Annotated in this window: 21 protein-coding genes and 1 tRNA gene; 4 read left to right on the top strand and 18 right to left on the bottom strand. The window is 40.8% G+C overall.

The window, feature by feature from the left end; translation table 11 throughout:
- The first annotated feature begins 117 nt into the window (after window positions 1–117).
- Entirely contained in the window at window positions 118–813 is a 696-nt protein-coding gene (locus MK385_RS02130) for a VIT1/CCC1 transporter family protein (RefSeq protein ID WP_268725163.1), read from the top strand.
- A 39-nt stretch (window positions 814–852) separates the two neighbouring features.
- Here MK385_RS02130 and MK385_RS02125 read toward each other — a convergent pair whose 3' ends face one another.
- The 5 genes from MK385_RS02125 to MK385_RS02105 form a co-directional block, all read right to left on the bottom strand.
- Window positions 853–2,841: an ABC transporter permease gene (locus tag MK385_RS02125; protein ID WP_061420891.1), complete on the bottom strand. Its 1,989-nt coding sequence runs from the start codon at window positions 2,839–2,841 to the stop codon at window positions 853–855.
- Between the two features lies 1 nt (window position 2,842).
- On the bottom strand, window positions 2,843–3,601 hold the full coding sequence (locus MK385_RS02120) for an ABC transporter ATP-binding protein (protein ID WP_061420890.1): 759 nt from the start codon (window positions 3,599–3,601) through the stop codon (window positions 2,843–2,845).
- A gap of 592 nt (window positions 3,602–4,193) precedes the next feature.
- A complete protein-coding gene (locus MK385_RS02115; RefSeq protein ID WP_001092797.1) occupies window positions 4,194–4,466 on the bottom strand; it encodes a PspC domain-containing protein in 273 nt (90 codons plus the stop codon).
- A gap of 59 nt (window positions 4,467–4,525) precedes the next feature.
- On the bottom strand, window positions 4,526–4,969 hold the full coding sequence (locus MK385_RS02110; RefSeq protein ID WP_061420888.1) for a SprT family protein: 444 nt from the start codon (window positions 4,967–4,969) through the stop codon (window positions 4,526–4,528).
- Complete coding sequence (locus tag MK385_RS02105) at window positions 4,956–7,085, bottom strand: Tex family protein (protein WP_268725162.1); 2,130 nt, start codon at window positions 7,083–7,085, stop codon at window positions 4,956–4,958. The genes MK385_RS02110 and MK385_RS02105 overlap by 14 nt, the downstream gene beginning before the upstream one ends.
- Window positions 7,086–7,215: 130 nt before the next feature.
- On the opposite strand from MK385_RS02105, the gene MK385_RS02100 reads away from it, so the two are divergent.
- From MK385_RS02100 to MK385_RS02090, 3 genes are read left to right on the top strand one after another with little or no spacing between them, the layout of a single operon-like run.
- A complete protein-coding gene (locus tag MK385_RS02100) occupies window positions 7,216–7,347 on the top strand; it encodes an SPJ_0845 family protein (RefSeq protein WP_070838493.1) in 132 nt (43 codons plus the stop codon).
- Entirely contained in the window at window positions 7,348–8,253 is a 906-nt protein-coding gene (locus MK385_RS02095; RefSeq protein WP_268725161.1) for a permease, read from the top strand.
- Window positions 8,250–9,065: a TIGR03943 family putative permease subunit gene (locus MK385_RS02090; protein WP_268725160.1), complete on the top strand. Its 816-nt coding sequence runs from the start codon at window positions 8,250–8,252 to the stop codon at window positions 9,063–9,065. Before MK385_RS02095 ends, MK385_RS02090 begins: the two co-directional genes overlap by 4 nt.
- A gap of 20 nt (window positions 9,066–9,085) precedes the next feature.
- On the opposite strand, the gene MK385_RS02085 is transcribed toward MK385_RS02090, so the two are convergent.
- The 13 genes from MK385_RS02085 to leuC form a co-directional block, all read right to left on the bottom strand.
- Window positions 9,086–9,697 carry a tetratricopeptide repeat protein gene (locus tag MK385_RS02085; protein ID WP_084867404.1) on the bottom strand — a complete coding sequence of 204 codons (612 nt, stop codon included), beginning with the start codon at window positions 9,695–9,697 and terminating at the stop codon, window positions 9,086–9,088.
- A 17-nt stretch (window positions 9,698–9,714) separates the two neighbouring features.
- Window positions 9,715–10,767: a hypothetical protein gene (locus MK385_RS02080; RefSeq protein WP_268712436.1), complete on the bottom strand. Its 1,053-nt coding sequence runs from the start codon at window positions 10,765–10,767 to the stop codon at window positions 9,715–9,717.
- Between the two features lie 8 nt (window positions 10,768–10,775).
- The gene (locus tag MK385_RS02075) at window positions 10,776–11,549 is read right to left on the bottom strand and encodes a nucleotidyltransferase domain-containing protein (protein ID WP_268712437.1); all 774 of its coding nucleotides are present in this window, start codon (window positions 11,547–11,549) and stop codon (window positions 10,776–10,778) included.
- A gap of 134 nt (window positions 11,550–11,683) precedes the next feature.
- Complete coding sequence (locus MK385_RS02070) at window positions 11,684–12,634, bottom strand: bifunctional riboflavin kinase/FAD synthetase (RefSeq protein ID WP_268712438.1); 951 nt, start codon at window positions 12,632–12,634, stop codon at window positions 11,684–11,686.
- Window positions 12,635–12,777: 143 nt separating this feature from the next.
- Complete coding sequence (gene smc / locus MK385_RS02065) at window positions 12,778–16,317, bottom strand: chromosome segregation protein SMC (protein WP_268712439.1); 3,540 nt, start codon at window positions 16,315–16,317, stop codon at window positions 12,778–12,780.
- Complete coding sequence (rnc, locus tag MK385_RS02060; protein ID WP_000661465.1) at window positions 16,308–17,006, bottom strand: ribonuclease III; 699 nt, start codon at window positions 17,004–17,006, stop codon at window positions 16,308–16,310. Before rnc ends, smc begins: the two co-directional genes overlap by 10 nt.
- Before the next feature lie 172 nt (window positions 17,007–17,178).
- A tRNA-Arg gene (locus MK385_RS02055) sits at window positions 17,179–17,250 on the bottom strand.
- Window positions 17,251–17,317: 67 nt separating this feature from the next.
- Entirely contained in the window at window positions 17,318–18,304 is a 987-nt protein-coding gene (locus tag MK385_RS02050; RefSeq protein WP_268725159.1) for a GMP reductase, read from the bottom strand.
- 175 nt (window positions 18,305–18,479) lie between these two features.
- Entirely contained in the window at window positions 18,480–19,784 is a 1,305-nt protein-coding gene (locus MK385_RS02045) for an McrC family protein (RefSeq protein ID WP_268725158.1), read from the bottom strand.
- Window positions 19,771–21,423 carry an AAA family ATPase gene (locus MK385_RS02040; RefSeq protein ID WP_268725157.1) on the bottom strand — a complete coding sequence of 551 codons (1,653 nt, stop codon included), beginning with the start codon at window positions 21,421–21,423 and terminating at the stop codon, window positions 19,771–19,773. The genes MK385_RS02045 and MK385_RS02040 overlap by 14 nt, the downstream gene beginning before the upstream one ends.
- Before the next feature lie 172 nt (window positions 21,424–21,595).
- Window positions 21,596–22,375 (bottom strand): L-threonylcarbamoyladenylate synthase, encoded by a 780-nt coding sequence (locus MK385_RS02035; RefSeq protein WP_268725156.1) that lies wholly within the window; start codon window positions 22,373–22,375, stop codon window positions 21,596–21,598.
- 32 nt (window positions 22,376–22,407) lie between these two features.
- A complete protein-coding gene (leuD, locus tag MK385_RS02030) occupies window positions 22,408–23,001 on the bottom strand; it encodes a 3-isopropylmalate dehydratase small subunit (protein ID WP_125441057.1) in 594 nt (197 codons plus the stop codon).
- A gap of 9 nt (window positions 23,002–23,010) precedes the next feature.
- A complete protein-coding gene (leuC, locus tag MK385_RS02025; RefSeq protein WP_268725155.1) occupies window positions 23,011–24,393 on the bottom strand; it encodes a 3-isopropylmalate dehydratase large subunit in 1,383 nt (460 codons plus the stop codon).
- Window positions 24,394–24,396: the final 3 nt, after the last annotated feature.

Below are 24,396 nucleotides of genomic sequence, written 5' to 3'. Positions count from 1 at the left end.
TTTTTCGGAGAAACTTCAAAGGGCCTAAAAATTAGAATCGTAGAACTTTTTTCAGATAGTTTAAAAAGTTTGTATTCCACTATTCTTTTCTCTATAATGGAGAGAAAGGAGATGACTATGACAGAAATAAAACATGAAATTGATGCTAACTTTGCAGGACGACTCAATATCCTACGCGCAGGTGTTCTGGGTGCCAATGATGGAATTATTTCCATCGCTGGAGTCGTTATTGGGGTTGCCAGTGCGACAAGCAATATCTGGATTATCTTTTTATCAGGATTGGCTGCTATCCTCGCTGGTGCTTTTTCTATGGCAGGTGGCGAATATGTCTCTGTATCCACTCAGAAAGATACGGAAGAAGCCGCTGTTGAGAGAGAGCAATTACTCTTGGATAAAGACATGGAATCTGCAAAACAATCCCTCTATGCTGCTTATCTTCAAAACGGTGAGTGTGAAACGTCCGCCCAACTCTTGACCAACAAGGCCTTTTTAAAAAATCCCCTCAAAGCCTTGGTTGAGGAAAAATACGGTATCGAGTACGAAGAATTTACCAATCCTTGGCATGCTGCCATCTCTAGCTTTATCGCCTTTGTACTGGGAAGTCTTCCTCCCATGCTTTCGATCACTGTCTTTCCAAGTGATTATCGCATTCCTGCTACTGTTTTTATCGTTGCCCTTTCCCTTCTCGTCACTGGCTATACCAGTGCTAAACTAGGCAAGGCACCTACGAAAACTGCTATGATCCGTAACCTCTGTATCGGACTTCTCACCATGGGCGTAACCTTCCTCTTGGGACAACTCTTTAGTATCTAAGCTAAAAGAAATACCTCGACCAGCATCGAGGTATCTTTTTTACATTTGCACAATCTTGCGATAACTTCTTGAGGTAATCATAAAGATCAAAACATAGACGATGAGGAAGATAGCACAGATGGACAATGTAACGGTCAACATCATGGTCGCATCCAGCACGCCAATAACTTTTAGGATGAGGCTAAGCATATGATAGGCAAAAGCAAGGTGTAGGAAGGCAAAGAGCAATGGAAGGAAGAAAACAGTTAGAACCTGTTTGTTAATCGTTTGCTTGATTTGCTTTTGATCAAGTCCGACCTTTTGCAAAATGATGAAACGTTCACGGTCTTCATAGCCCTCAGAGATTTGTTTGTAGTAAATAACCAGGACTGTTCCCACCATAAAGATGATAGAGAGGAAGATACCGATAAAGAAGACACCTCCATAAAGAGCACTTATTTCCGCACTGATATCAGCCAGATTGCTTCCGTATACATAGCTTCCCTCTTTGTTTAAGTCTCTATTGAAGTTACGAAGATATTCTGTAAAGTCGTCAGCGAGTTTGAGCTGTTCTTCCTCACTTGCAGTTACATTCATACCACCATAAAGTTGATCAAAGAGAGAGGAATCAGGATATTGATCAATAAAGGCCTGCAAATTAGGCACAACAAGATAATTGTAGTCAGATGTCAGAATGTTATACTGATTTGGCACATGTTCCAGAATAAAATCATTTTTAATTTCTTCTTTAACTGTGTAGTTCTGATCATTTAGAGTAAGTTCTTTCTGTCCTTCAAGTACCTTATTCTTGGTAAACAAGCCGACTTCATTTCCTGAAAGGGAGAGTTTTTGACCAGTCATGTTTTCATAGTCTTTTTGGTCAAAGACCATGAAAATGGTTTTCGGTTGGACGAAGTTATTTCCCTTTGTAAAGATACGGAGCTTGGTTCCATCTTGGCTCTCGATGCCAAAATTGCTATGACGAAAGACTTCTTTTTTGGTGACAGTTAATCCCTTATCGCTAGCATATTGACTCAAAAGTTTATCTAAATCTTCTATTTCAACATTTCGTCCTGTAATTCCAAAATCATGTGGATTCATGAATTTCTTGAACGTTTCAGAAGCTGAGAAGATACTGGTTGCTGCTGACATGGTTACCAAGACCATGGTTGAAAGGATGGCAATCGTAGCCAAACCAACCGCATTTTTCTTCATACGGAAGATAAGATTGGATAAGGAAATCATGTTGTTAGGTTGGTAATAGTAACGCTTGTTTTTCTTTAAGATTTGTAGGAATACAGTAATCCCTGCATTAAACAAGAGATATGTCCCAAAGATTACCAACAAGACTGCTACAAAGAAAATCACAACAGCATTAAGTGGATTTTCAACTGTTACTGCTAGATAGTAGCCTGTTCCCATACTAATCAAACCTAGAATAGTTTGAAGACTTAAGAAACGTCCTTTTTTCTCACCACTAGCCTTCTCACGAGAGAGCTGAAGGGCATTCATGCGTGCAATACGAAAGGCATTGATAAAAACCAAACCTAGGAAAATAGCCCCAAAAATAAGGGTAACTAGGATAAAGACGCTTGGTTGGAAGGTTGCTACGAGCTCCACCTTCATATTCATTAGCTTCAGAAGCAGAGCAAAGATGAGCTTATCAAAGAGAGCTCCTAGGCCAAGTCCAGCTGTCAAGGTTAGGGAGCCAAAAATAAGAAGCTCCTTAAAGACCATGCTGATCAAATGGCGTTTTTCTAATCCTAGCATGCCATAAATCCCTAGTTCCTTGGAACGGTTTTTCATGACGAAACTATTGGCATAAAAGACGATGATGGCAGAGGCTATAGTGACAATCACCATACCAAAACCTAACGTCATGGAGATAGTTTCTCCCCCTCGAATCTTGCCAATATTAGGGTTAAGTGTCAATGAGTAAAAGAGATAAGTGATGGTCACAGCTAAGAGAACTGCTAAAGCAAAGGGATAGTAGAGTTTGCGGTTTTTGATTAAGTTCGATACCGCTAACTTATTGGTTAATCGAAACATACTAATTCACCTCGCTCGCCATGACTGTCAAGGTATCTGAGATTTCCTGGAACATTTGACGTTCTGTCTTGTCTCCACGGTAGATTTGGTTATAGAGAATTCCGTCCTTGATAAAGAGAACGCGCTTGGCCCTGCTGGCTGCCGCGGTTGAGTGAGTTACCATGAGAATGGTTTGCCCACGCTCATTGATTTCATCAAAAACATCTAGAAGAGCTGCAGATGACTTGGAATCAAGCGCCCCAGTCGGCTCATCCGCAAGAAGAATTTCAGGTTCTGTGATGATGGCGCGTGCTACTGCTACCCGCTGTTTTTGACCACCTGAAATCTCGTAAGGATACTTCTCCTGCAATTGGTTGATACCCAAATTTTCAGCTGTTACCACCAATTTCTTCATCATCTCTGTGATGGGTCTTCTTGATAAAACTAGCGGAAGCAAGATATTGTCTTTGACCGATAGAGTATCTAGCAAGTTAAAGTCTTGGAAGACAAATCCCAACTTCTCACGACGGAAGCTAGAAGCCTGTGAATTTTTAATAGTGGCTGTGTCTGTTCCGTTTAGGTAAACCTGGCCTCGAGTTGGTTTATCCAGCATAGCTAGGATGTTGAGCAGGGTTGACTTTCCTGAACCAGACTCACCCATGATAGCAACGTAGTCACCCTTTTCCACAGTAAAGTGAATATCCTTGAGGGCCTCAACTTGGTTGCCTTGGAAACGTGTTTTGTAGATTTTTTGAACGTGTTTTACATCTAAAAGTGTCATGATTTTCTCCTTCTTAATATCCCATCAATTGAAACTGTGCTTGCATCATAGCGCATCCCAGTTGAACACGCTCGATGTCTTTTTGACTTGGTTTTCTTGTTTTCTTTTGTAAGATTCTTTTCATAGTTTTGCTCCTTTGTTCTTTATGAGTCTAGTTTATCGCAAAAAAAGGCGGCTTGCCATAACCTAACCTTACAAAAGAGACTTTAATCTTACATTTTTGTAAGATTGAAAAAATCAAGTAATTTCGCTATCAACATTTTACCATAAAAGAAAGGCAAGAAGAAAACCCTTGCGAATGCAAGGGTTAAAAGTTATTCATCTTTTTGATCCCGTCTAGAAATGATGAATTTATCAATGAAGAGAAAATGAAAAAGAAACAAAGGAATTGCTAAAAGACAACCTTCTTCTGAAAAATCCTGTTTCGTTAAGTGGTATAAGTAATTATTAGTTGATAGAAAACTAGTAATCAAAATAAATAGAATCCAGAACACGTCCGTCCATTTATAGTTTTTAAAGTATTTCCTAAGTATGCTACTGCCTTCTTTTCTCTTGTAGTATCGTTGCAAAACTTTTGTTACCGTAGATTTACTCACCAAAACCAGCCATCATTGTCTTCAATGGCTTGGGCTTCCTTGCGTTTGCGTGGTCCTGTTCCGTACATTTCGGCTTCGATTTCTTCCTTAGTTGGCAGGATAGAGGCAAGGATGATGTATATTATCACACCAATTCCAAAATTTGCTACGGTAAAAATGGCGAAGAGAAAGCGGACTAGGGTTACATCAAAATTCCACTTGTCTGATAGCCCAGCTAAAACTCCTGACACCATACGATTTCGTCTCATTTTATAAAATTTTGTATTCATGATTGTTTCCTCTTTCGGTATTCTTACAAGTAGTATAGCATGAAAAGGAATCAAGAACATCAGTCCTTAGGCCGATTTAAGATGACGAGTTTACCACGGCAGACGCCACAACGATAGCGTTTGGTATCAATCCTACGCTTGCGCTGATAAGTTTGCGGACAGGATTGACACTGATAAACTAGGTAGGTACTTTGCTCTTTCAGAGGTGGGACAAAGCGCAGTCCATCCACTTCTTTCAAGAGTTCTTTAAAATCTCGGTCCTTATGTCGATAACCCTTTTTCTGAAAATAAAGGTGATAGTGACAAAGCTCATGGCGCACGATTTTCCGAAAAACCTCCAAACCTAGTTCATTATAAACCTTGGGATTAAAGTCCAAATGCCCATCCTTGGGGAAAAATCGTCCACCTGTCGTTCGTAGACGAGAATTCCACTGGGCTTGGTGGGTAAAAGGTCTACCAAAGTCTTCGAGGGAAACAGACTGAACGTACTCAGTCAGTTTCATCTGGAGCTAAGAGCGACAGATTGACTTTTTCACGTTCGGTATCGATTTTCTTGACCCAAACCGTTACCAAATCTCCGACTGATACCACTTGGCTGGGATGTTTGATAAATTTACGACTCATATGGGAAATATGAATCAAGCCGTCCTCGTGAATCCCGATATCAACGAAGGCACCGAAGTCAACGACATTCCGCACCACACCTTCCAGTTTCTGGCCGACTTTTAAATCCTTGATATCCAAGACATCTTGACGAAGCACAGGTGCGTCAAAGGAATCACGGAAATCTCGACCTGGTTTGAGAAGATCAGCAATGATATCTTTAAGGGTTTCTGGACCAAGTTCTAGTTCTTGCGCCATTTCTTTGACTGAAAGGGACTTGAGTTTGCTTTGAGCTTCTTCATTCAAGTCCTTGATATCCAAGCGTTTGAAGAGTTCCTTAACCGCAGCATAGTTTTCTGGGTGAACTCCAGTATTATCAAGAATATTGCTACTTTCCGGAATACGGAGGAAACCTGCAGCTTGCTCAAAGGCTTTGGCACCTAAACGAGGAACATTTTTGATTTGTGCGCGTGAAGTGATTTTCCCTTCTTCCTCACGGTATTTGACAATATTTTCAGAAATAGTTTTATTGAGTCCAGCTACGTGGGAGAGAAGTGCTGGGCTAGCTGTATTGACATTGACACCAACTTGGTTGACTACGGTATCGACGACAAAGTCCAGACTTTCAGACAGTTTCTTCTGACTGACATCGTGCTGGTATTGCCCGACACCGATTGACTTGGGATCAATTTTGACCAATTCAGCAAGAGGATCTTGCAAGCGACGGGCGATTGAGATAGCAGAGCGCTTTTCAACGGTCAAGTCTGGAAACTCCTGACGAGCAAGTTCACTGGCAGAGTAGACCGAAGCGCCACTTTCATTGACGATGACATAGCTGACTTCTGGAAAATCTTTCAGAACTTCCGCTACAAAGGCTTCACTTTCACGGCTAGCCGTTCCGTTTCCGATAGCAATGATTTCTACACCGTATTGACCAATCAGGTCGGCTAAGTCTTTCTTGGCTTCTTCGATTTGACGAGCTGAGGCTGGTTTAACAGGATAAATGACCTGGGTCGTCAGCATTTTCCCTGTTGCATCAACAACAGCAAGCTTGGCACCTGTACGAAAGGCAGGGTCAAATCCTAAAACCACGCGCCCTTTCAGCGGAGCAACCAAGAGGAGATTGCGAAGGTTGTCAGAAAAGAGTTGGATAGCTCCTTCTTCTGCTTTCTCAGTCAATTCTGTCCGAATGCGCCGTTCGATAGCAGGCAAGACCTTTTTCTTAACTGACTGTTGAACAACTTCATCAATATAGGCATTTTTCACCTTGAAACGAGCAGCAAAGAAAGCTAGGATACGATCCGTCGCATGTTCAAAGCCAACTTTCAAAATACCTAATTTTTCCCCACGATTGAGGGCCAAGGTACGATAACCCTGCATGTTGCAAACTGTCTCTGAAAAATCATAATAAATCTGGAAAACTTGCTTTTCATCAAGATTTTCATCCTTGACTTGTGAAGTGATTTTAGAGTGTCTCAACACTTCCTGATAGGTCAGTGAACGCAAAGTCACATCTTCGGATAGGGCTTCTACCAAGATATCAACCGCACCTGCCAAGGCTTCTTGACCAGTCGCAAATCCTTCACAGACAAACTTCTCAGCTTCTTTCTCTAAGCCATCTACATTTTGCAAAATCAAGCGGGCGAGAGGAAAGAGTCCAGCTTCACGGGCAATGGTTGCCTTGGTCCGACGTTTTTCCTTATAAGGAAGATAGAGTTCTTCTACGTCTGCTAATTTCTCAGCTGCCAAAATAGCGGCTTCCAATTCCTTGGTCAGCTTGCCTTGTTCTTGAATCTTAGCCAAGACAGCTTCCTTACGGTCGTTGAGATTTGTCAGACTTTTATCCAAGTCGATAATGGCCTTAATCGCCACCTCATCCAAACTACCAGTCATGTCCTTTCGATAACGCGCGATAAAGGGAATCGTCGCCCCTTCAGCCGTTAAACTTAGAACAGTATCGATTTGCTTTAAGGTTACACCCAAATCCTGGGAGATTTTTTCATATTTTTTATCCATAAACCTATTATACCATAAGGAACAACTCTTGTTTTGCCTTACCTGTTTTTGCATCTTTGATTATCAAAATAATCCCATTTCCGTAAAATAATAGTATAATAGAGGTAGAATGTAGAAAAGAGGTAGGCCCATGGCTGTTAAATTTACAAAAACCGATGACTTGGACAAGATGTTTGAAGAATTCGCCAAACTTCCTGACTTAACACAAGTCACTTTCCCAGATAACAAAAACAAAAAAGAAAAAGTTGAGAAGAAAAAATAGATGACTGTTTCCCAATCTCTTCCTCCTAGTGTATTACAAGCGGGGGCAATCTTTCTCTCCATCATGATTGAAGCCCTCCCTTTTGTCTTGATTGGGAGTCTCATTTCGGGATTGATTGAGGTCTATATCACACCTGATAAAGTTTATGAGTTTCTTCCTCGCAATCGTTGGGGAAGGATCTTTTTTGGTACTTTCATTGGCTTTCTCTTTCCTTCTTGCGAGTGTGGAATCGTCCCGATTATCAACCGTTTTCTGGAAAAAAAGGTGCCTAGCTACACGGTCGTTCCCTTTCTGGTGACTGCTCCCATCATCAATCCTATCGTTCTTTTCGCTACATATTCTGCCTTTGGCAATTCAATAAAACTTGCCTTCTTGCGAGCGCTGGGAGCTATTTTGATTGCTTTGGTGCTTGGGATTTTCCTAGGATTTTTCTGGAAGGAACCCATTCAAAAAGAGAATTCTATCACCTGCCATGAACATGACTTTTCACACTTGAGTCCCGCTAGAAAAGTCTTTCAGGTATTTATACAAGCTATTGATGAGTTTTTCGATATGGGGCGTTACTTGGTCTTTGGCTGTCTCTTTGCGGCTATCGTGCAGGTCTATGTCCCGACTCGGATCTTGACCTCTATCAGCGCAAGTCCAGTCCTTGCGATTCTCTTGCTCATGTTTTTAGCCTTTCTCCTCTCTCTTTGTAGCGAGGCGGACGCCTTTATCGGTGCTTCTCTCCTCTCGAGCTTCGGCCTAGCGCCAGTCCTTGCTTTTCTGGTCATTGGCCCCATGCTTGATATCAAAAATCTCCTCATGATGAAACACTATCTCAAAGCGCGCTTCATCTGGCAATTCATGGGCATTGTGACAGTGCTTGTCTTGCTTTATTCTTACATGATGGGGGTGATGTTATGATCCGTTTTATCATTTTACTGGGCTATTTTGTCCTAACTCTGTATCTGCAGCTATCTGGCAAGCTTAGCCACTACATCAATCTCCACTATTCCTATCTAGTCTATATCTCAATGATCCTTTCTCTTCTGTTGGCTCTGGTCCAATTCTATATATGGATTAAGAAAATCAACTCTCACAGCCATTTAGAAAGTCGTCGAGCTAGACGAATCAGCATCCTGTTACTGTCTCTACCTCTCTTGATTGGAGTTGCCTTTCCGACAGTAAGTTTGGACTCGAGAACCGTATCTGCCAAAGGCTATCATTTCCCACTTTCTGAGGGAATCGATACAGCTATTCAGGCAAACGAAGGAACATCCAGTCAATACCTCAAACCCGATACCAGTACCTATTTTTCCAAGTCTGCTTATGAAAAGGAAATGAGGACAACAGCTGATAAATACCTCTCCCAGCCAACCATTCAAGTCACAGACGAAAACTATATGGAAGTCATGGAAGTTCTCTATGATTACCCACAAGAGTTTGAAGGAAAGAAAATCGAGTTTACAGGCTTTGTCTATAACGATCCTAGTCATCCAGATAGCCAGTTCCTCTTTCGCTTTGGAATAATCCATTGTATCGCAGACTCTGGTGTATATGGACTCTTGACCAAGGGAAACTCACGCCAGTATCCTGACAATACCTGGATTACCGCTAGAGGAACCCTGACCCTCCACTACCATAAAGAACTCAAACAAAAACTCCCAACACTAGAGGCTGAGAGTTTCACAAAAGTAGACAAACCAGAAAATCCTTATGTCTATCGTGTGTTTTAATAAAAAGTAGCCTTTGCAGGCTACTTTTTATTATTTAGTAAGTTTCTAACCTCTTGAGCACCAATCTGATCGCCTGCCTTTTCAAAAAGAGCGATAGATTGTAAAAAATTTTCATGTGATTCTTCAGGATTTTGTATCGAACCAATCTCTCCTAAACCTCTATAAGCACAAGCTTGGGCAATCAAATCATCTGTTTGCAAAGCTTGTTTTAAGGACTGTTCCATATACATGAATGCTTCTGCTACTTTCCCTAGCTTTAATCGTAAATAACCTTGCTCATAATTGTTAACAGAAGATTTGAGGGTATCCTCTGTAAAAGCTTCTTCAATGACTTTTTGCTCTCTTTCGATATAGAAAAGTGCCGTTTGAAATTCATTCATTTCACGATAAACCATGGCTAACTGATGATAGCCTATATGTTCATTTTCTGGGTCACTTTTAGTTCGTGCTAAGTCAATGTAACGCTGATAGATACTTAAGCACTCGTTGTATTTTTGCTCTTCAAGATAAATATACCCCATCAAATTTAACAAACTAAAATCTGTGCAAGTTTCCAATAAAAAATCAGCTTCAACTAATTTTTTAGCCTCATTAATCTTACCCTCAAACAATAAATCCCATGCTTTATTCATACATTTTCTCCTGCATCTTACGTTGTATAGAAATCTATCGACAAATCGCTATCAGACTCGTATTTTTTCCAGGCTAAACTGAAGCCATAATAATCTTCAAATTCAGGGTGCCAGTCATAATAAAGTGGGACACGACTATACTTTCTCGCTACAACTTCGTCTTCAAATTCTGGAGACTCCCCTGCAGTAATACCAAATTGAAGACCATTTAGTTCCCAAGTATTTCCCCAAACGTTTTCATCAGAGAGAACATCGATCCATCTAGAAGCATCAATATCAAAATCTGCACATAATTCCAGTTCATAAAATCTTCTACAGTTAATCTCTGAAGGTTTTATATAAAGGGCGCTATCAACTTGGTATTTTTTATCTTTAACTTGAATCTGTGTGATTTTCATTGGAATCGGAACTCCATTTAATTCTAACCAGAAATAGCCTAAAGGAGTTTTGATACTATAATATGTTTGCTGAGAGTTGGGGTTAGCGTTTTTAGAGCAAACATCCAGAATTCTTCCTAGCTTTTTTAAATTTCTAAAAACGTTTTTCGAAGTGATTGGGTCGAAATGTGAATACCTACGAATGACACGTTTTAACTTCTCAACAGGAAAAGTGATATCCTTTGGTAGGGCATGATACTTCTGTACAACTAAAGCAGTTTTTTCAGTATTTTCCTTCCCTACTGGAACAATAACAGCGTGCCCAATATGGATACTTGGGTCATCGCAGATATAAGTATAGCCATTCCCTCCCTCTTGAAACTCAACGACAACAAGATTTAACTCTTGATCTGGATCAAAGAGAGGCTCTACCTTTTCTACTTCCTGGCGCTCATAAAAAGTAAAGCGATCTCTATCCCCGTCTTCACCAAAAACCATGAAACTGCCACACTCAGGGCACTTCCACATATAAAATGACGCTTCAGAAATATCATCATAAGAAATTTTATTATGGTTGTCAGCTTTATTTATGATTTCTTCAAACAACTCATCCGAATAAACTGAATAAGCATTTGGATCGGGCGCTCGGTGGTCATTCATTGCTTGCCCACATTTACATGTCCATTTACCCATAAAAACCCTCAGTCGTGGCCTAATTCTTCAAGGAAAAATTGATTTAGAGCTTTCCACTCTTTCTTTTCATCTCTAACACTTTGAACGTATGCATCCAACTCTTTGATATTTTTGATGATGTAGTATTGGATCGGCATAATCGGATCAATTTCCATACCCTCAGGTCCCTTTACCTTGATATCAAGCAATCTTGATACATGCTCTTTCATCTCATCAGGAAGCAATTCTTTGACCAAATCGTCAAATAAAATTGGTGGAACAGAATGGTATTTTTCAATCCAGCGACAGGCTAAAATAGGACGCAGCGCATAGAAATACTTTTTAGGTTTGACCTTGTCTCCAGAAAGATACTTATTCATTTGAGTTCTTGCAGTGTTCAAGTAATGATGGAGCATTTTTTTCTCAGAAAAATACTGGTTGGCAAGTGGACGTATGCGCTCAATAAAATCCGTTTGTTGATAAACAATTGGTGACTGTAACCATTCAAATAGTGTTGGATTTGACTTATAAAGGAGTTTTAAAGTCTTGTCTAAATCCCAGCCACTCACATCCCAAGTATCGCCAATTGGTAGCTCGATAACATCGCGCTGTTCATTCAAACGGAGATAAAAATCCTGCTTGTGTTTGTAGATAAATCGTACATCAAAGTCACTATCAGGAGACTCAAATCCCCAAGCACGACTACCAGACTCAATAGCCCACAAAACTTTGACACCATAATCACGCTCAATTTCTGCTAATTTTTCCGGTACCAAAACAATCATTTCTTCTTGCGTTTGCATAATAAAGCCTCGTCTATAATTTGGACATAAATAGCTGCTAAAATAGGTAACTAAGAGGACTGAAAGTGCGTTATATCAAACTTTCAAAACTACTAGAAAAAAACTAATCCTTCTAGTAGATTTTCAGACGTTTTCTATACCTCAGCCCCTTGAATGATAGACTCTCCATCCTTCCAGTTTCGAGCAATCTCTTCGTCTTTCTGGAGTTGGTCTACCAGTTCCTCTACGGAGTCGAATTTGACCATATCGCGGACACGGTCTAACCAGTAGACCATGACTGTCTCTCCGTAAATATCATCTGAAAAGTCGAAAATATTGACTTCAAAACGTGGTTCTTCTCCATCGAAAGTAACATTTTTCCCGACACTTGCCATGCCACGATATCTCTGACGTTGTACTTCTATATCTACTACGTAAACACCGTCTGCTGGCATATAAGTTCGATCTCTTAGGACCAGATTGGCTGTTGGATAACCGATAGTACGCCCACGAGCATTTCCGTGAACGACCATCCCACGGGTTGGAAGCGGTGTGCCTAGTAGATGATTGACTTCCTTGACATCTCCATCAAGAATAGCCTGACGAATCCGTGTGGAACTGATCTTTCCCTTTTCGTCCTCGACCGGAGGAACAATGATGATCTCTCCATCAAAATAGTCCTTCAGGTCATCCGCAGTTTTCTTATCTGAGCCAAACGTGTAATCAAATCCTGCTACGATAATCGCTGGTTTTAAAGCTCTAACATAAGTATCAAAGAATTCTTGACCCGTTAAACTAGCAAATTTGCTACTAAAATCCAGTAAGAAAAGAGCCTCTACTCCGTGCCACTTCATCTTGTGCTCCCGTTCCTCGTGATTGACGATGTGAAGCATGAGCTCAGGTTGATAAGGTTGTAAGGCAAGTTTTGGCGACTCCGTAAAGGTCATCACGACAACTGGCAAATAATCCTTCATCGAAGCCTTACTGGCCACTTCAAAAAGTTTCTGATGCCCCTTGTGGATGCCATCAAAATAACCTAGGACAAGGACTGTTTTTCCCGGTACTGCAATGTCTTTTTCGTTCTTAATAGGTACTGTTGTAATCATGAAACTATTATATCATAGAGCAAGTATTTTCGCTAAGAGGAAATCCCAAATGTCGTTTTTTGCGCCTGAACTGACCTTGATAGACAATTCAAGCTATGAGTTTTAAAAAATAGCACCTCCTAAGAGATGCTATCATTTGGTAACTAGTCTACTGTTTCTTCTAAATCTTTTAACTTAACCGAAACAATCTTAGAAACACCTGATTCTTGCATGGTAACCCCATAGATAGAGTCTGCTGCCGCCATTGTTCCCTTACGGTGGGTCACAACGATAAACTGACTATCCTTGTCAAAGCGATTGAGGTAATCCCCAAAACGTTTAACATTGGCTTCGTCTAGTGCCGCCTCTACCTCATCCAAGATAACAAAAGGAATAGTTTTGACTCGAATGATAGAGAACAATAAGGCCAAGGCCGATAGGGCTTTTTCACCACCACTCATGAGGTTGAGTGACTGAATTTTCTTACCTGGTGGTTGGACAGAAATCTCCACACCAGCTGTTAAAAGGTCACCCTCAGTCAATATCAAGTCTGCCTGACCACCGCCAAACATCTGTCTAAAGGTCACTTTAAAGGACTCACGAATCGCCTCAAAGGTTGATTTGAAGCGTTCCTTAACCTCATCATTCATCTCTGTGATGGTCTCAAGGAGCAGGTTTTTCGCAGACAAAATATCATCCCGTTGGCTATTGAGGAAATCCAGACGGTTGTGAACTTCTTCATACTGGTCTATAGCGTCCAAGTTGACAGGACCCAGTGAGCGAATAGACTTCTCCAAATCCTTAACCTCTTGCTCTGCCAGAGTTAGGTCTTCCAGTACATGAGCCTTTTCTAGTGCCTCTGTGTAGCTGATCTGGTACTGGTCTGTTAATTGAGCTTGTAGATAGCGCAAGCGTTCGCTGACCTTTTCTTTCTTAGCTTCAGCACGTGTTTGCTTGCGAATCAACTCCTCATTCTGCTGACGAGCTTGATCCAAATGGCTAGCAATATCATCCAGCTGACCTTCGATATCATCCAACTCAAACTGTTTGCGTATCAAACCTTGTTGGAGGTTTGTTTTCTGAGTTTTGGCCTCTTCCGCCTGCTGACTTAGCAAATCCGTATCAACCTTCTCAAGATTATCGACCTTTTCTTGGAGAAGACGCTGAATTTCCTCTTGTTCGAGATTGAGGTTATCCAGTTCCTTACCTAGGCGTTCAATATCAGTCACTTCGTACCGCTTTTGTCCTTGCAGTTCTGACTTAAGCAAGCGTGCTTGAGAAACCTGTTCCTGCAAGTTTTGATAGCGTTCTTGAATAGCGTTTTTATTAGACTTAATCTCTTCAATCTCAGCTTCTAGATTTTGCTTTTCACTTGCGATAGTAGCAAGGCGCTCTTGGCACTTTTCCTTATCCGCTTGCCAATCTCCTTCAGAAAGACGATTTAATTCCTCTTCTTGAAGTTTCCAAAGAGTCTCTAACTCTTCCACTTGCTGATTGGTTTGTTGATAAGCGATGGACAAACCTTGCTCCTGAATACGAGCTTGCTCGCCTTGAGATTTGATAGCTTCTAATCTTTCTACCAATACCGCCATCTCATCTTGCAATATCTTCAAACTTTCTTCTTCTGATCGCAAACTAGCTTCTTCTTCAGCAATTTCTTTTTGTAATTGCTCCAGCTCTGGCTTGATGAAGATACTGTTATTCTGGCGATTGGCACCACCCGCGTAGGAACCACCTGTGCGCAACTCTGTCCCATCCAGTGTCACCATACGAACCTGATAACGAACTTGGCGAGCTGCGGAACGTGCATGTTCTACAGTATCAAAAATAGCTGTTGTCGCGAGTAAGTTTTTGAAAATGGCTTCTAGTCTCTTGTCAAACGACACCAACTCATCTGCCATACCCAGAAATCCTGGACTTGCAGCGATAGCATCTTGATTCTGACTAGAAATCGTACGAGCCTTGATAGTCGTCAAAGGAAGGAAGGTTGCACGACCGGCTCTGTTGCGCTTGAGGAAATCAATAGCCTTAGTCGCCGCATTCTCATCTTCTACGATGATGTGCTGACTGCTGGCACCAAGCGCAATTTCTAGGGCCGTTTGATAATGAACATCAAAAGTCAAATGCTCACTGACTGCACCAATAATCCCGCCTAGGCGGTCTTTTTCTTGGAGAACACTCTTAACACCCGCGTAAAAGTTACTGTGATTCCTAAGGATATTTTCCAAACTTTGGGCTCTAGCCTGCTTGTTTTTGAGACTATCCAGACGATCAAAGAGTTGACTCTGCTGAGCTTGGTAAGAAACTTTTTGTTCCTCTTGCTCCTTGGCACTAGCTTGGTAGTCAGCCAATAATTTCTGAACCTGCTCCTTGGCAGTTTCAAGCTCAGACTTTTGCTGATTAGCCTTCTCTTTAGCTGTAGCTAATTGTTCTTTCAGTTTCTCAAGTTGATCTGCTTGTTTTTGAGAGAGTTGACGGCTGTTCTCTAGTTCATTCTCGATGCGGGTCAACTGGTTTGAGACATCCGCTTCTTCTTGTAAAAGAGCGACAAAGCGTTCGCGTAAGAGCTCGATCATCTGGTCAGGATCATCTGAAAAAGCTAGCATTTCTGCCTCTAAACGATTGAGTTCCTTGTTATTTTCAGCTAGATTTTCCTCTAACTGTGCCAAGTTCGCTTCTTTTTCAGTCTTCTCCTTACTTAGAGTCTTTCTCTTATCTTCCAAAGCAGTCAAACGGGCTTGCGCTTCTTGTTGATTGAGGGCTACCTGCTCGGACTCCAGTTTGGATAGGGCTAATTTTCTCTCTAAATCACTTATCAGATTCGTCAAATCCAACAAGCTTCCTTGGTCTTTGGACATTTGAGCTTGGAGATCCTGGCGTTTCTTTTTAAGACTTTGATTTTCCTCTTCTAACTCTTGACGCTTTTGGTAATAGCTAGTCAAAAGTTCCTGAACCTGAGTTAGTTCTTCTACTGTCAGCTCTAGTTCAGCCTTGTTTTCCTTGATTTGGGCAACCAGTACATCCAAGTAAATTGCCTTACGTTGACCATCCAAGTCGAGAAACTTACGAGCATTCTCGGCTTGTTTTGCAAGGGGCTTGATTTGATTGTCCAACTCATAGATAATGTCCTCTAAGCGGTCTAGATTGTCCTGAGTTTGTTGCAGTTTGCTCTCTGTTTCTTTTCGACGAGTCTTGTATTTTAAAACTCCAGCAGCTTCTTCAAAAATAGCTCGACGTTCTTCAGGCTTGGAGTTAAAAATCTCCTCAACCTTCCCTTGGGAAATAATAGAGAAGGAATCACGTCCCAAACCAGTATCCAAGAAAAGGTCATGTACATCACGAAGACGGACTTTTTTGCCATCAATTCGATACTCGCTATCACCACTACGGTAAATATGACGTTCTACCTTAATGATTTGCCCCGCATCCTTGATAAAACCATCTTCATTATCCAAAGTCACGACAACCGAAGCATAATTGAGTGGTTTGCGACTTTCTGTCCCAGCAAAGATAACGTCAGGCATCTTGCCACCACGAAGGCTCTTGACACTGGACTCTCCCAAGGCCCATCGCAGACTTTCTGTGATATTTGATTTTCCAGATCCATTGGGCCCAACGACAGCTGTCACACCTTGGTCAAAGACTACCTTGGTCTTGTCAGCAAAGGACTTGAATCCCTGAATCTCAATTTCCTTTAAATACATGAATCCAGCCCCTTCTCAACTGCATTTTTGGCGGCCTCTTGCTCTGCTAATTTTTTAGAACGACCTTGGCCTTTTCCGATACTCTTGCCCTCAACTAGAACTTCTACATCAAAAACCTTGTCATGGGCAGGCCCTGTCTCAGAGGTCACCTGGTAACGAATATCCACATCGCCATTGACCTGGAGCAGCTCTTGCAGGTGTGTCTTGTAATCCTTAATCATTTCAAAGTCACCTGCTTCAACCTTGGGAATCATGACCTGATAGATAAACTCTTTTACCCTAGCAACATCCTTGTCTAAAAGCAATGCTCCCAGAAAGGCTTCAAAAGCATCCCCAAGAATGGTGTCACGATTGCGCCCACCAGACTTTTCTTCCCCTTTTCCTAGCTTGATAAACTGATCAAACTGACAATCACGCGCAAAACCAGCCAAACTCTCCTCACGGACAATCATAGCACGGAGTTTAGACAAATCTCCCTCTGGTTTCTTAGGATATTTTTTATACAGATATTCTGAAATCAATAATTGCAGAACAGCGTCTCCTAAAAATTCCAAGCGCTCATTGTGTGAAATTTTTAAGAGGCGGTGCTCATTGGCATAACTCGTATGAGTAAAGGCAGTTTCTAGTAGCTTTTTATCTGCAAATTCGATTGCAAAACGGTCTTTCAGTACAGTTTGTAATTCTTTCATACCAACCTCTTTCTAACTGATAACAGTCTTTCTTATTATATCAAAAAAAGCCCCCTTAGTCACTTTAAAACGGGACTAGAGAGGAATTGAGCATTTTTTAGAAGACAATTTTCAATTTTAGTGGCAATATAAAGAAAAAAGCCTTATTTAAGGCTTTCTTAGACTGTTTACATCCACCCTGAGGGAATCGAACCCCCATCTCAAGAACCGGAATCTTACGTGATATCCATTACACTAAGGGTGGAAACTTGTCTTATTATAACAGAAATTTGCTCTAATAACAAGTTTTTTATGGGTGGACTAAGCGTCCATTAGTGGGAAGCATCCCCGTTCCAGATAGAGTTTTTCACGATCACATAATCAACGTGTTTGAGGTCCGCAACCTTGCGTCCACCTGCGTAGGAAATGGCACTTTGCAAGTCCTGCTCCATCTCAGTAAGGGTGTCTTGCAAGTGTCCTTTGGTAGGGAGTAAGATGCGTTTGCCTTCCACATTTTTATATGCTCCTTTTTGGTATTGAGAAGCTGAACCATAGTATTCTTTGAACTGTTCCCCATCAAGTTCGATTGTCTTTCCTGGGCTTTCGATATGTCCTGCAAAGAGGGAACCAATCATGACCATGCTAGCACCGAAACGGATAGACTTGGCAATATCACCATGAGTACGAATCCCACCATCAGCAATAATCGGTTTGCGAGCCGCCTTAGCACACCAGCGAAGTGCTGCCAACTGCCAACCACCTGTACCAAAACCAGTCTTGACCTTGGTGATACAAACCTTACCAGGACCGATTCCAACCTTGGTAGCATCCGCACCAGCATTTTCCAGTTCACGCACAGCTTCTGGTGTTCCCACATTCCCAGCAATGACAAAAGTATCTGGCAATTCCTTCTTGATGTGCTGAATCATAGAAATCACGCTATCCGCATGACCATGAGCAATGTCAATCGTGATATACTCAGGAGCATCAGCCTTGAGTTGGCTAACAAAATCATACTCGTAATCCTTAACACCAACAGAAATGGAAGCAATGAGCCCTTGATCGTGCATACGTTTGATAAAAGGAATGCGCCCCGCTTCATCAAAGCGGTGCATAATGTAAAAGTAACCGCCTTTAGCCAGTTGCTCTGCTACGTTCTCATCCAAAATCGTCTGCATATTTGCAGGTACAACAGGTAGTTTAAAAGAGTGATTTCCAAGTGTGACACTCGTGTCTGCTTCTGCACGGCTTTTAATGACACATTTATTTGGGATCAACTGAATATCTTCGTAATCAAAAATTGGAAATTCATTTAACATATCGATGTCTCGTTTCTTTTGTAATGACCTACCTATGCTTGCGCATCTCTACGCCTTTTTCCGACGTTTCCTTAATTAATTATAAACCAAAGTACAGTTTTTGTCAAATATTTTTAATAATCAAATTATATCGTTCGGGAATTACTTGTTTAAATGATAAGAGAAAGAGGAGAGATTATTTTCTCCCCACTTCTTCATCAATAATTGCTTTAAAATTTTCTTCTGAATTTTCCATCATTTTACAAAATGCACTATAGGATGAGGCATTCTGAGGGATTTGGATAGACCACTTCTTCAATTGAGCTCCATAGCCAACTACTTTTCCTATTTCACTATTTACTGACTGCTCCATACTAGGAAAAATCAGTCCAGCTTTCTCAGCTTTTAAAATATATGAATAGGAAATCAGCTGGAACAAGTCCTCGCGGTTAATTCCTTTTTCAGTGAACTCCAGTTTTTTATATTTTGCATCTAGAACAATCTTTCGTTCTCTGTCATAAAAATCTGGATATACTTTTCGTTTCCCAACAGAAAATACTGAAATTCCGTTCGTCTTATCTTTATTTCGTGGATGAATGAAACCTTTTGGCAACAAGGTATGAACATACTCTTCCCAAAGCCAGGCAACATCAAAGAGAATACCATGTACCCTTTGAGATTGAGGTCCAAGACCATGCTTTTCTCTACTCAGAATCATCAAGCAGAGTTCCTGTAACTTTCTGTACTCTCTGAAGTAGGCGTGTCGGATGGGTTTGATTTTATTCATTCTGATAATCTTAGCACGATCAGCGAGTTTATAAGATGGAGTTACTCGCACGATTTCTGCCATATTTTCACGATTACTATCGAGTAGTGCTCCAAAACTTTTTTGAGTCTTTATGTACTCAATCGTATGCCGAATCAACTGCATGAGTGGATTATCATAGGTGAACTCTCTAGTGATATAGGCAATATTTCCCGTAAAAGGGAGATTTTTCTTAAGATGATTTCCTACATCAACGGCTCCCTTTACATGACTATCGTTATGGAAAAATTGCTGGTATTCCTTATAAAGACCTTTTCGGAGAGCAGCTTGCAGATACTTTGGAAAGAGGTAAACAAAGAGTTGATAAAGCTTATCTTCAGGAGATAGACCGACATCCAAACTAGTCAGATTGATATTGAGAACCTTTTGTAAAAGATAATGCAAAAAATGGTCGTTACTTTCATCAGAAAAACGAGAGGAAATCGTCAATTTTTCCTGACCACACCCCAGAAAACCAATCACATTCCCAGTCTTAATTTCCTGATTGACAGTTTCAAAAATCTTTTGGTCCTTCTCTAAATCAGGAGTATGAGTCAAATCATTTGGAAAAATAAAGATATTATCCTCTCTAGAAAGGTTATCCAGTGTTCTATCAAGAAGAGCTTGACTTAGTTTGGGATATTCTGCGACAAAATCTTCTTTAGCAATTTTATGCTGATTATCAGTTATCCGCATCATTATCACCAGTATCTTGCTGAACTGTTTGCTCGTTATTTGTAAGATCAAATGCTTTTTTCAATGTTGCCAGAGTTTCAGACTCTTCATAAGAACCCCGTAAGTAATCCTCCAAAAGTGGTTTGAGATAATCAGACCAGAGTAATTCATAGTCAAAGTCCACATCCTTCAACTTAAGGAAATAACTTGGACCGATATGATAATGACTATTTAACTCCTGAACTTTTTCGATTTCAGCATTCAAGTTTCTTAGACGAATTTTAGCTTCTTCGGCTTTATCACCAAGCACTTCATCAAGCATACCAAGTTGACTTTCAGCAGTAATTTCAACAAAACGGAAACGACGACGCATAGCAAAATCAAAGGTGTCCACCGAGCGGTCAATATCATTCATTGTTCCGATGATGTAAACATTTTCGGGGATATAAAACTTCTCATCGTTTTCGTGTAGATTGGTATATTGAGTAGAAACACTCCCCTTCTGACCACGATAGTCAGGGTCAATAGAGAAAAAGAGTTCACCAAAAATCTTAGAAATCTCTCCACGGTTGATTTCATCAATGATGAAAACGAATTTCTTGTCTGTGTCAATTTCTGTTGGGGAAACATAGTCTTTCAAACCAAATCTCTTTCTCAATGTTTCTAGGACAGTTTTTCCACCACTTTTGTAGTATTCTTGCTTATTATAATTTTTATCTTTATACAACTCGTAAACATATTTGCGAGGTAGTGACCATCCTGGAACACCACTATCATAATTTACTGACAAATTTTGTCTACTATTAACAGATAAGTAAGATGTTTTTGTTATATATTCTTTTTCTTCAGCAACATTTATATATTCTAAGTAAGAATCCCAAGCCTCATCAAAATTATCTTGTCCTCCAATCAATTGGGCTTCTTTTGCTTTCTGACAAAAATCTTTAAAAATACCGTCCTGTAGCCTAAACTCAATAGATCCATCCCCATTTGATACCGGTCTCAAACCCTCTACAAAATCCGTATAATCATAAGATGGGTGAAACTGTACAAAGCCGATTTGATCTTTGTTGCCATCTGTTAATTCGTTTGCAATATCAATAGCAAGGTGTGTTTTTCCTGTACCAGGTGCACCTCGAAGGATAAGGTTTTTGGATTTTCTTAATATATCTAAATAATCGTTAATATTTTTATTCATAACAACTTTCTCTATATTTTTTCTGTATGTGCCATTTAGAATGGATTTATATAAATTGATACGTTCCTTGTTTCTGTCCCAGTTGATGGTTTGTCTTGCACCTTTTGTACCTTGGTATTCCCATCCACCATCTACTTTCAACCAATTAACACTAATACAATGTTTAAACTTTGATTTTGTTTCATCAAAATAATAAGGTTTCACACATTGACCAATTCCTAAAATTTTCTTAAATCCTGTGGTAGCTATTATGTAATCATCTTTTTTTATGTCATGAGCAAATTTCCAAATAAATTTATCTCTCTGTTTTCCCTGATTCAATTCTTGAGGATTTTTATAATCTAGAATACTAGACAAATTAGAATCAAAATCTATGCAAGCTATATTCTCTTCTTTAAATAAGGACCAGACATTGCCACCACGACCTGCAACTATCATCCAATAATTTACTTTATCTTCCATTTTATAGCTCCTGTTTCACATTATAGGCTGTTAAATTTAATTGATTAATTTCTATAAACATATATTTTATATATAGAATATCATATCCTATAGAAAAAGAAAAGAATTTCCAAACAAAAAGCCCAGTGTTAGGAGCTTAAATATCTCATAACACTAGACTTCTTTTTTTATCTTAGTAATATTCACCCTGACGGTAGTCCCATGAGTTAAAGGTATCTGACAGGTGCATCATGATTTTATCAATGTCAAGCCCTTTGCGGATAACAACTGGTGCTGGTGAGATTGAACGGTCTCCTCCTTGTTCTGGGATGAGTTTACCATCTTTATCAACCATAGACACCATCACACCTTGCTCGTAGCGAGTTTCAATGGTTTTGTCAGGTTGGATGGATGCTACATAATCGTCAGCTTCGATGACAAGATCCACTGCTCCTTCGATTCGTTCTCCGATTCCTTCCACCTTACCACGGTTTCCTTTTCCAGATGGGTTAGCTGATGAGGCGTATACCATCTTGCCTTCTTCCCAAAGTTTAGCAGCCAACTGTTCACCAGCTTTACCAAACTTGATGACAAAACAGCTAGTACCACGAACGTCTGTCATGAGTTCTTCACGACCATCACCATATGCTTTCAATTTCTCAAAAGCTTCTGGTTTCCATGGAAGGATACAACCAAGTAGGATGTCTTCGTCCCAATGTTTTTGGTAGAAGGCTTCAATTTCTGGATTGAGTTGTGCTAAAGCACGAAGCTCATCCATGCTAGCACAAAGTACAACACCTGGTTTGTTACGGTTACGTTCTTTAGCTTCGAATTTGCGTTCAAGACCTGCCTTATCGCTAGTCATGATAATGTATCCGACTTTAGTAGGGCAAACGATACATCCGCCCTCACCTTTTAAAATGTCATAGCCTTCTTGAGAAAGTGTTCCGTTCCATTGAATGTGTTTTGTCATAGTTCTATTTCCTTTTCTATTTTTATTCTATTCTATTCCTGCCAATAGGCTGGGCGTTGTTTTTCATAAGCAGCAATCAAATCTTCGTACTGCAAGGTAATACCGATATCATCCAAACCATTTAAGAGCTTGTGTTTCCATTCGTTATCGATTTCGAAAGTGAATTCTCCAACTGGTGAGATGATTTTTTGTTTTTCCAAGTCCACAGTTACCTGATCGGTCGGTTTGAGTTTGGCTAGTTTTTCTCTAACCTCCCTAGGCTGAACAATAGGCAACATGCCATTATTGAGTTCATTATTATAATGAATGTCCCCGAAAGATCCTGCAATCACGACCTTAAACCCATAGTCAGCTAGAGCCCAAGCTGCGTGTTCTCTGGAAGACCCTGCCCCGAAGTTATCCCCTGAGATGAGAATACTAGCTTTTCGATATTCAGGTCGGTTAAAGACAAAGTCAGGATCCTCAGTATACTTGTCGTCCAGATAACGCCAAGCATACATGAGGTACTTACCAAAGCCTTTTTTATCAATTAACTTGAGAAACTGCTTGGGAAGGATTTGGTCGGTGTCAATGTTATCATTCATGAGAGGAACAGTCGTTCCCGTATAAACTGTAAATTTCTCCATATCCTCTCCTTACTGGGCCTCTGGCATTTGCCGAACATCTACGAAGCGCCCTGCGATAGCTGCTGCAGCTGCCATGGCTGGGCTGCAGAGATGGGTCTTAGCGCCAAATCCCTGTCTATCTTCAAAGTTACGGTTGCTGGTTGAAGCACAGTGCACGCCATCTGGTACCTTGTCGGGATTCATCCCTAGACACATGGAGCAACCTGGGTCTCTCCACTCAAAGCCAGCATCCAGAAAGACCTTGTCCAAGCCCAACTTCTCAGCAGCTCGTTTCACAGGACGAGAGCCTGGAACTACAATTGCTGTTAGATTGGGAGCTATTTTCTTCCCTTTTACAAATCGAGCAGCCAGTTGCAAGTCACTGAGACGAGCATTGGTACAAGACCCGATAAAAATATAGCCTAGTTCAATGTCCGCTGGCTTTTGACCAGGCTCCAAGTCCATGTAATTGTAGGCTCGCTCATCATTCATATCCTTAATCTCTGGAAAACTACTGTCAAAGTCAACGCCCATAGCAGGATTGGTTCCCCAGGTCACCATAGGAGCTAAGTCTGAGACATCCATCCGGATAACCTTATCATAAACAGCATCACTATCACTGACAAGGGTCTTCCAGTCGGCAACTGCCTCCTCGAAATCCTCTGGAACACATTCTCGTCCTCTGAGATAATCATAGGTAGTTTGATCTGGATTCATGATGCCCATCTTAGAGCCAAACTCGATGGACATATTGCAGATGGTCATTCGCTCTTCCATGGTCAGAGCATCAATCGCTTGCCCACGATATTCCACCACATATCCTACACCACAAGCAACGCCGTACTTGGCAATTAAGGCGAGAATGTAATCCTTAGAATAAACTCCTTTTTGAGGAACTCCAGTGAATTCAACCAACATTTTCTTGGGTTTAACTTGCCAGAGGGTTTGAGTAGCAAAGACATGCTCGACCTCACTGGTCCCAATCCCAAAAGCGATAGCTCCGAAAGCTCCGTGAGTAGCTGTGTGGCTATCTCCACAGACGATGAATTTTCCTGGTTGCGTCCGTCCTGTCTCTGGACCTACCATGTGAACGATCCCCTGCTTTTCAGAACCGTGGGCCGCATGTTCAATTCCAAACTCCTCAACATTTTCAGCAAGCTTATCAATTTGAGCCTTAGAAATGACATCTCGAATATCGTAGATATTGACGGTTGGTACATTGTGATCAAAGGTCCCAAATGTCAAGTCTGGCCGTCTCAATCTGCGACCTACATCTCGTAATCCTTGAAAAGCTTGGGGACTGGTCACTTCATGAATATAGTGCTGATCCACATACATGAGTTGGGGCTGCCCTTCTTCTCCTGTGATGACATGACGGTCCCATAATTTATCAAAAATCGATTTTCCTGCCATCCA

It is taken from the genome of Streptococcus oralis (assembly GCF_026782125.1).
GTDB classification, from domain to species: Bacteria; Bacillota; Bacilli; order Lactobacillales; family Streptococcaceae; genus Streptococcus; species Streptococcus oralis_CE.
This window is presented reverse-complemented; position numbering and strand designations above follow the sequence as displayed.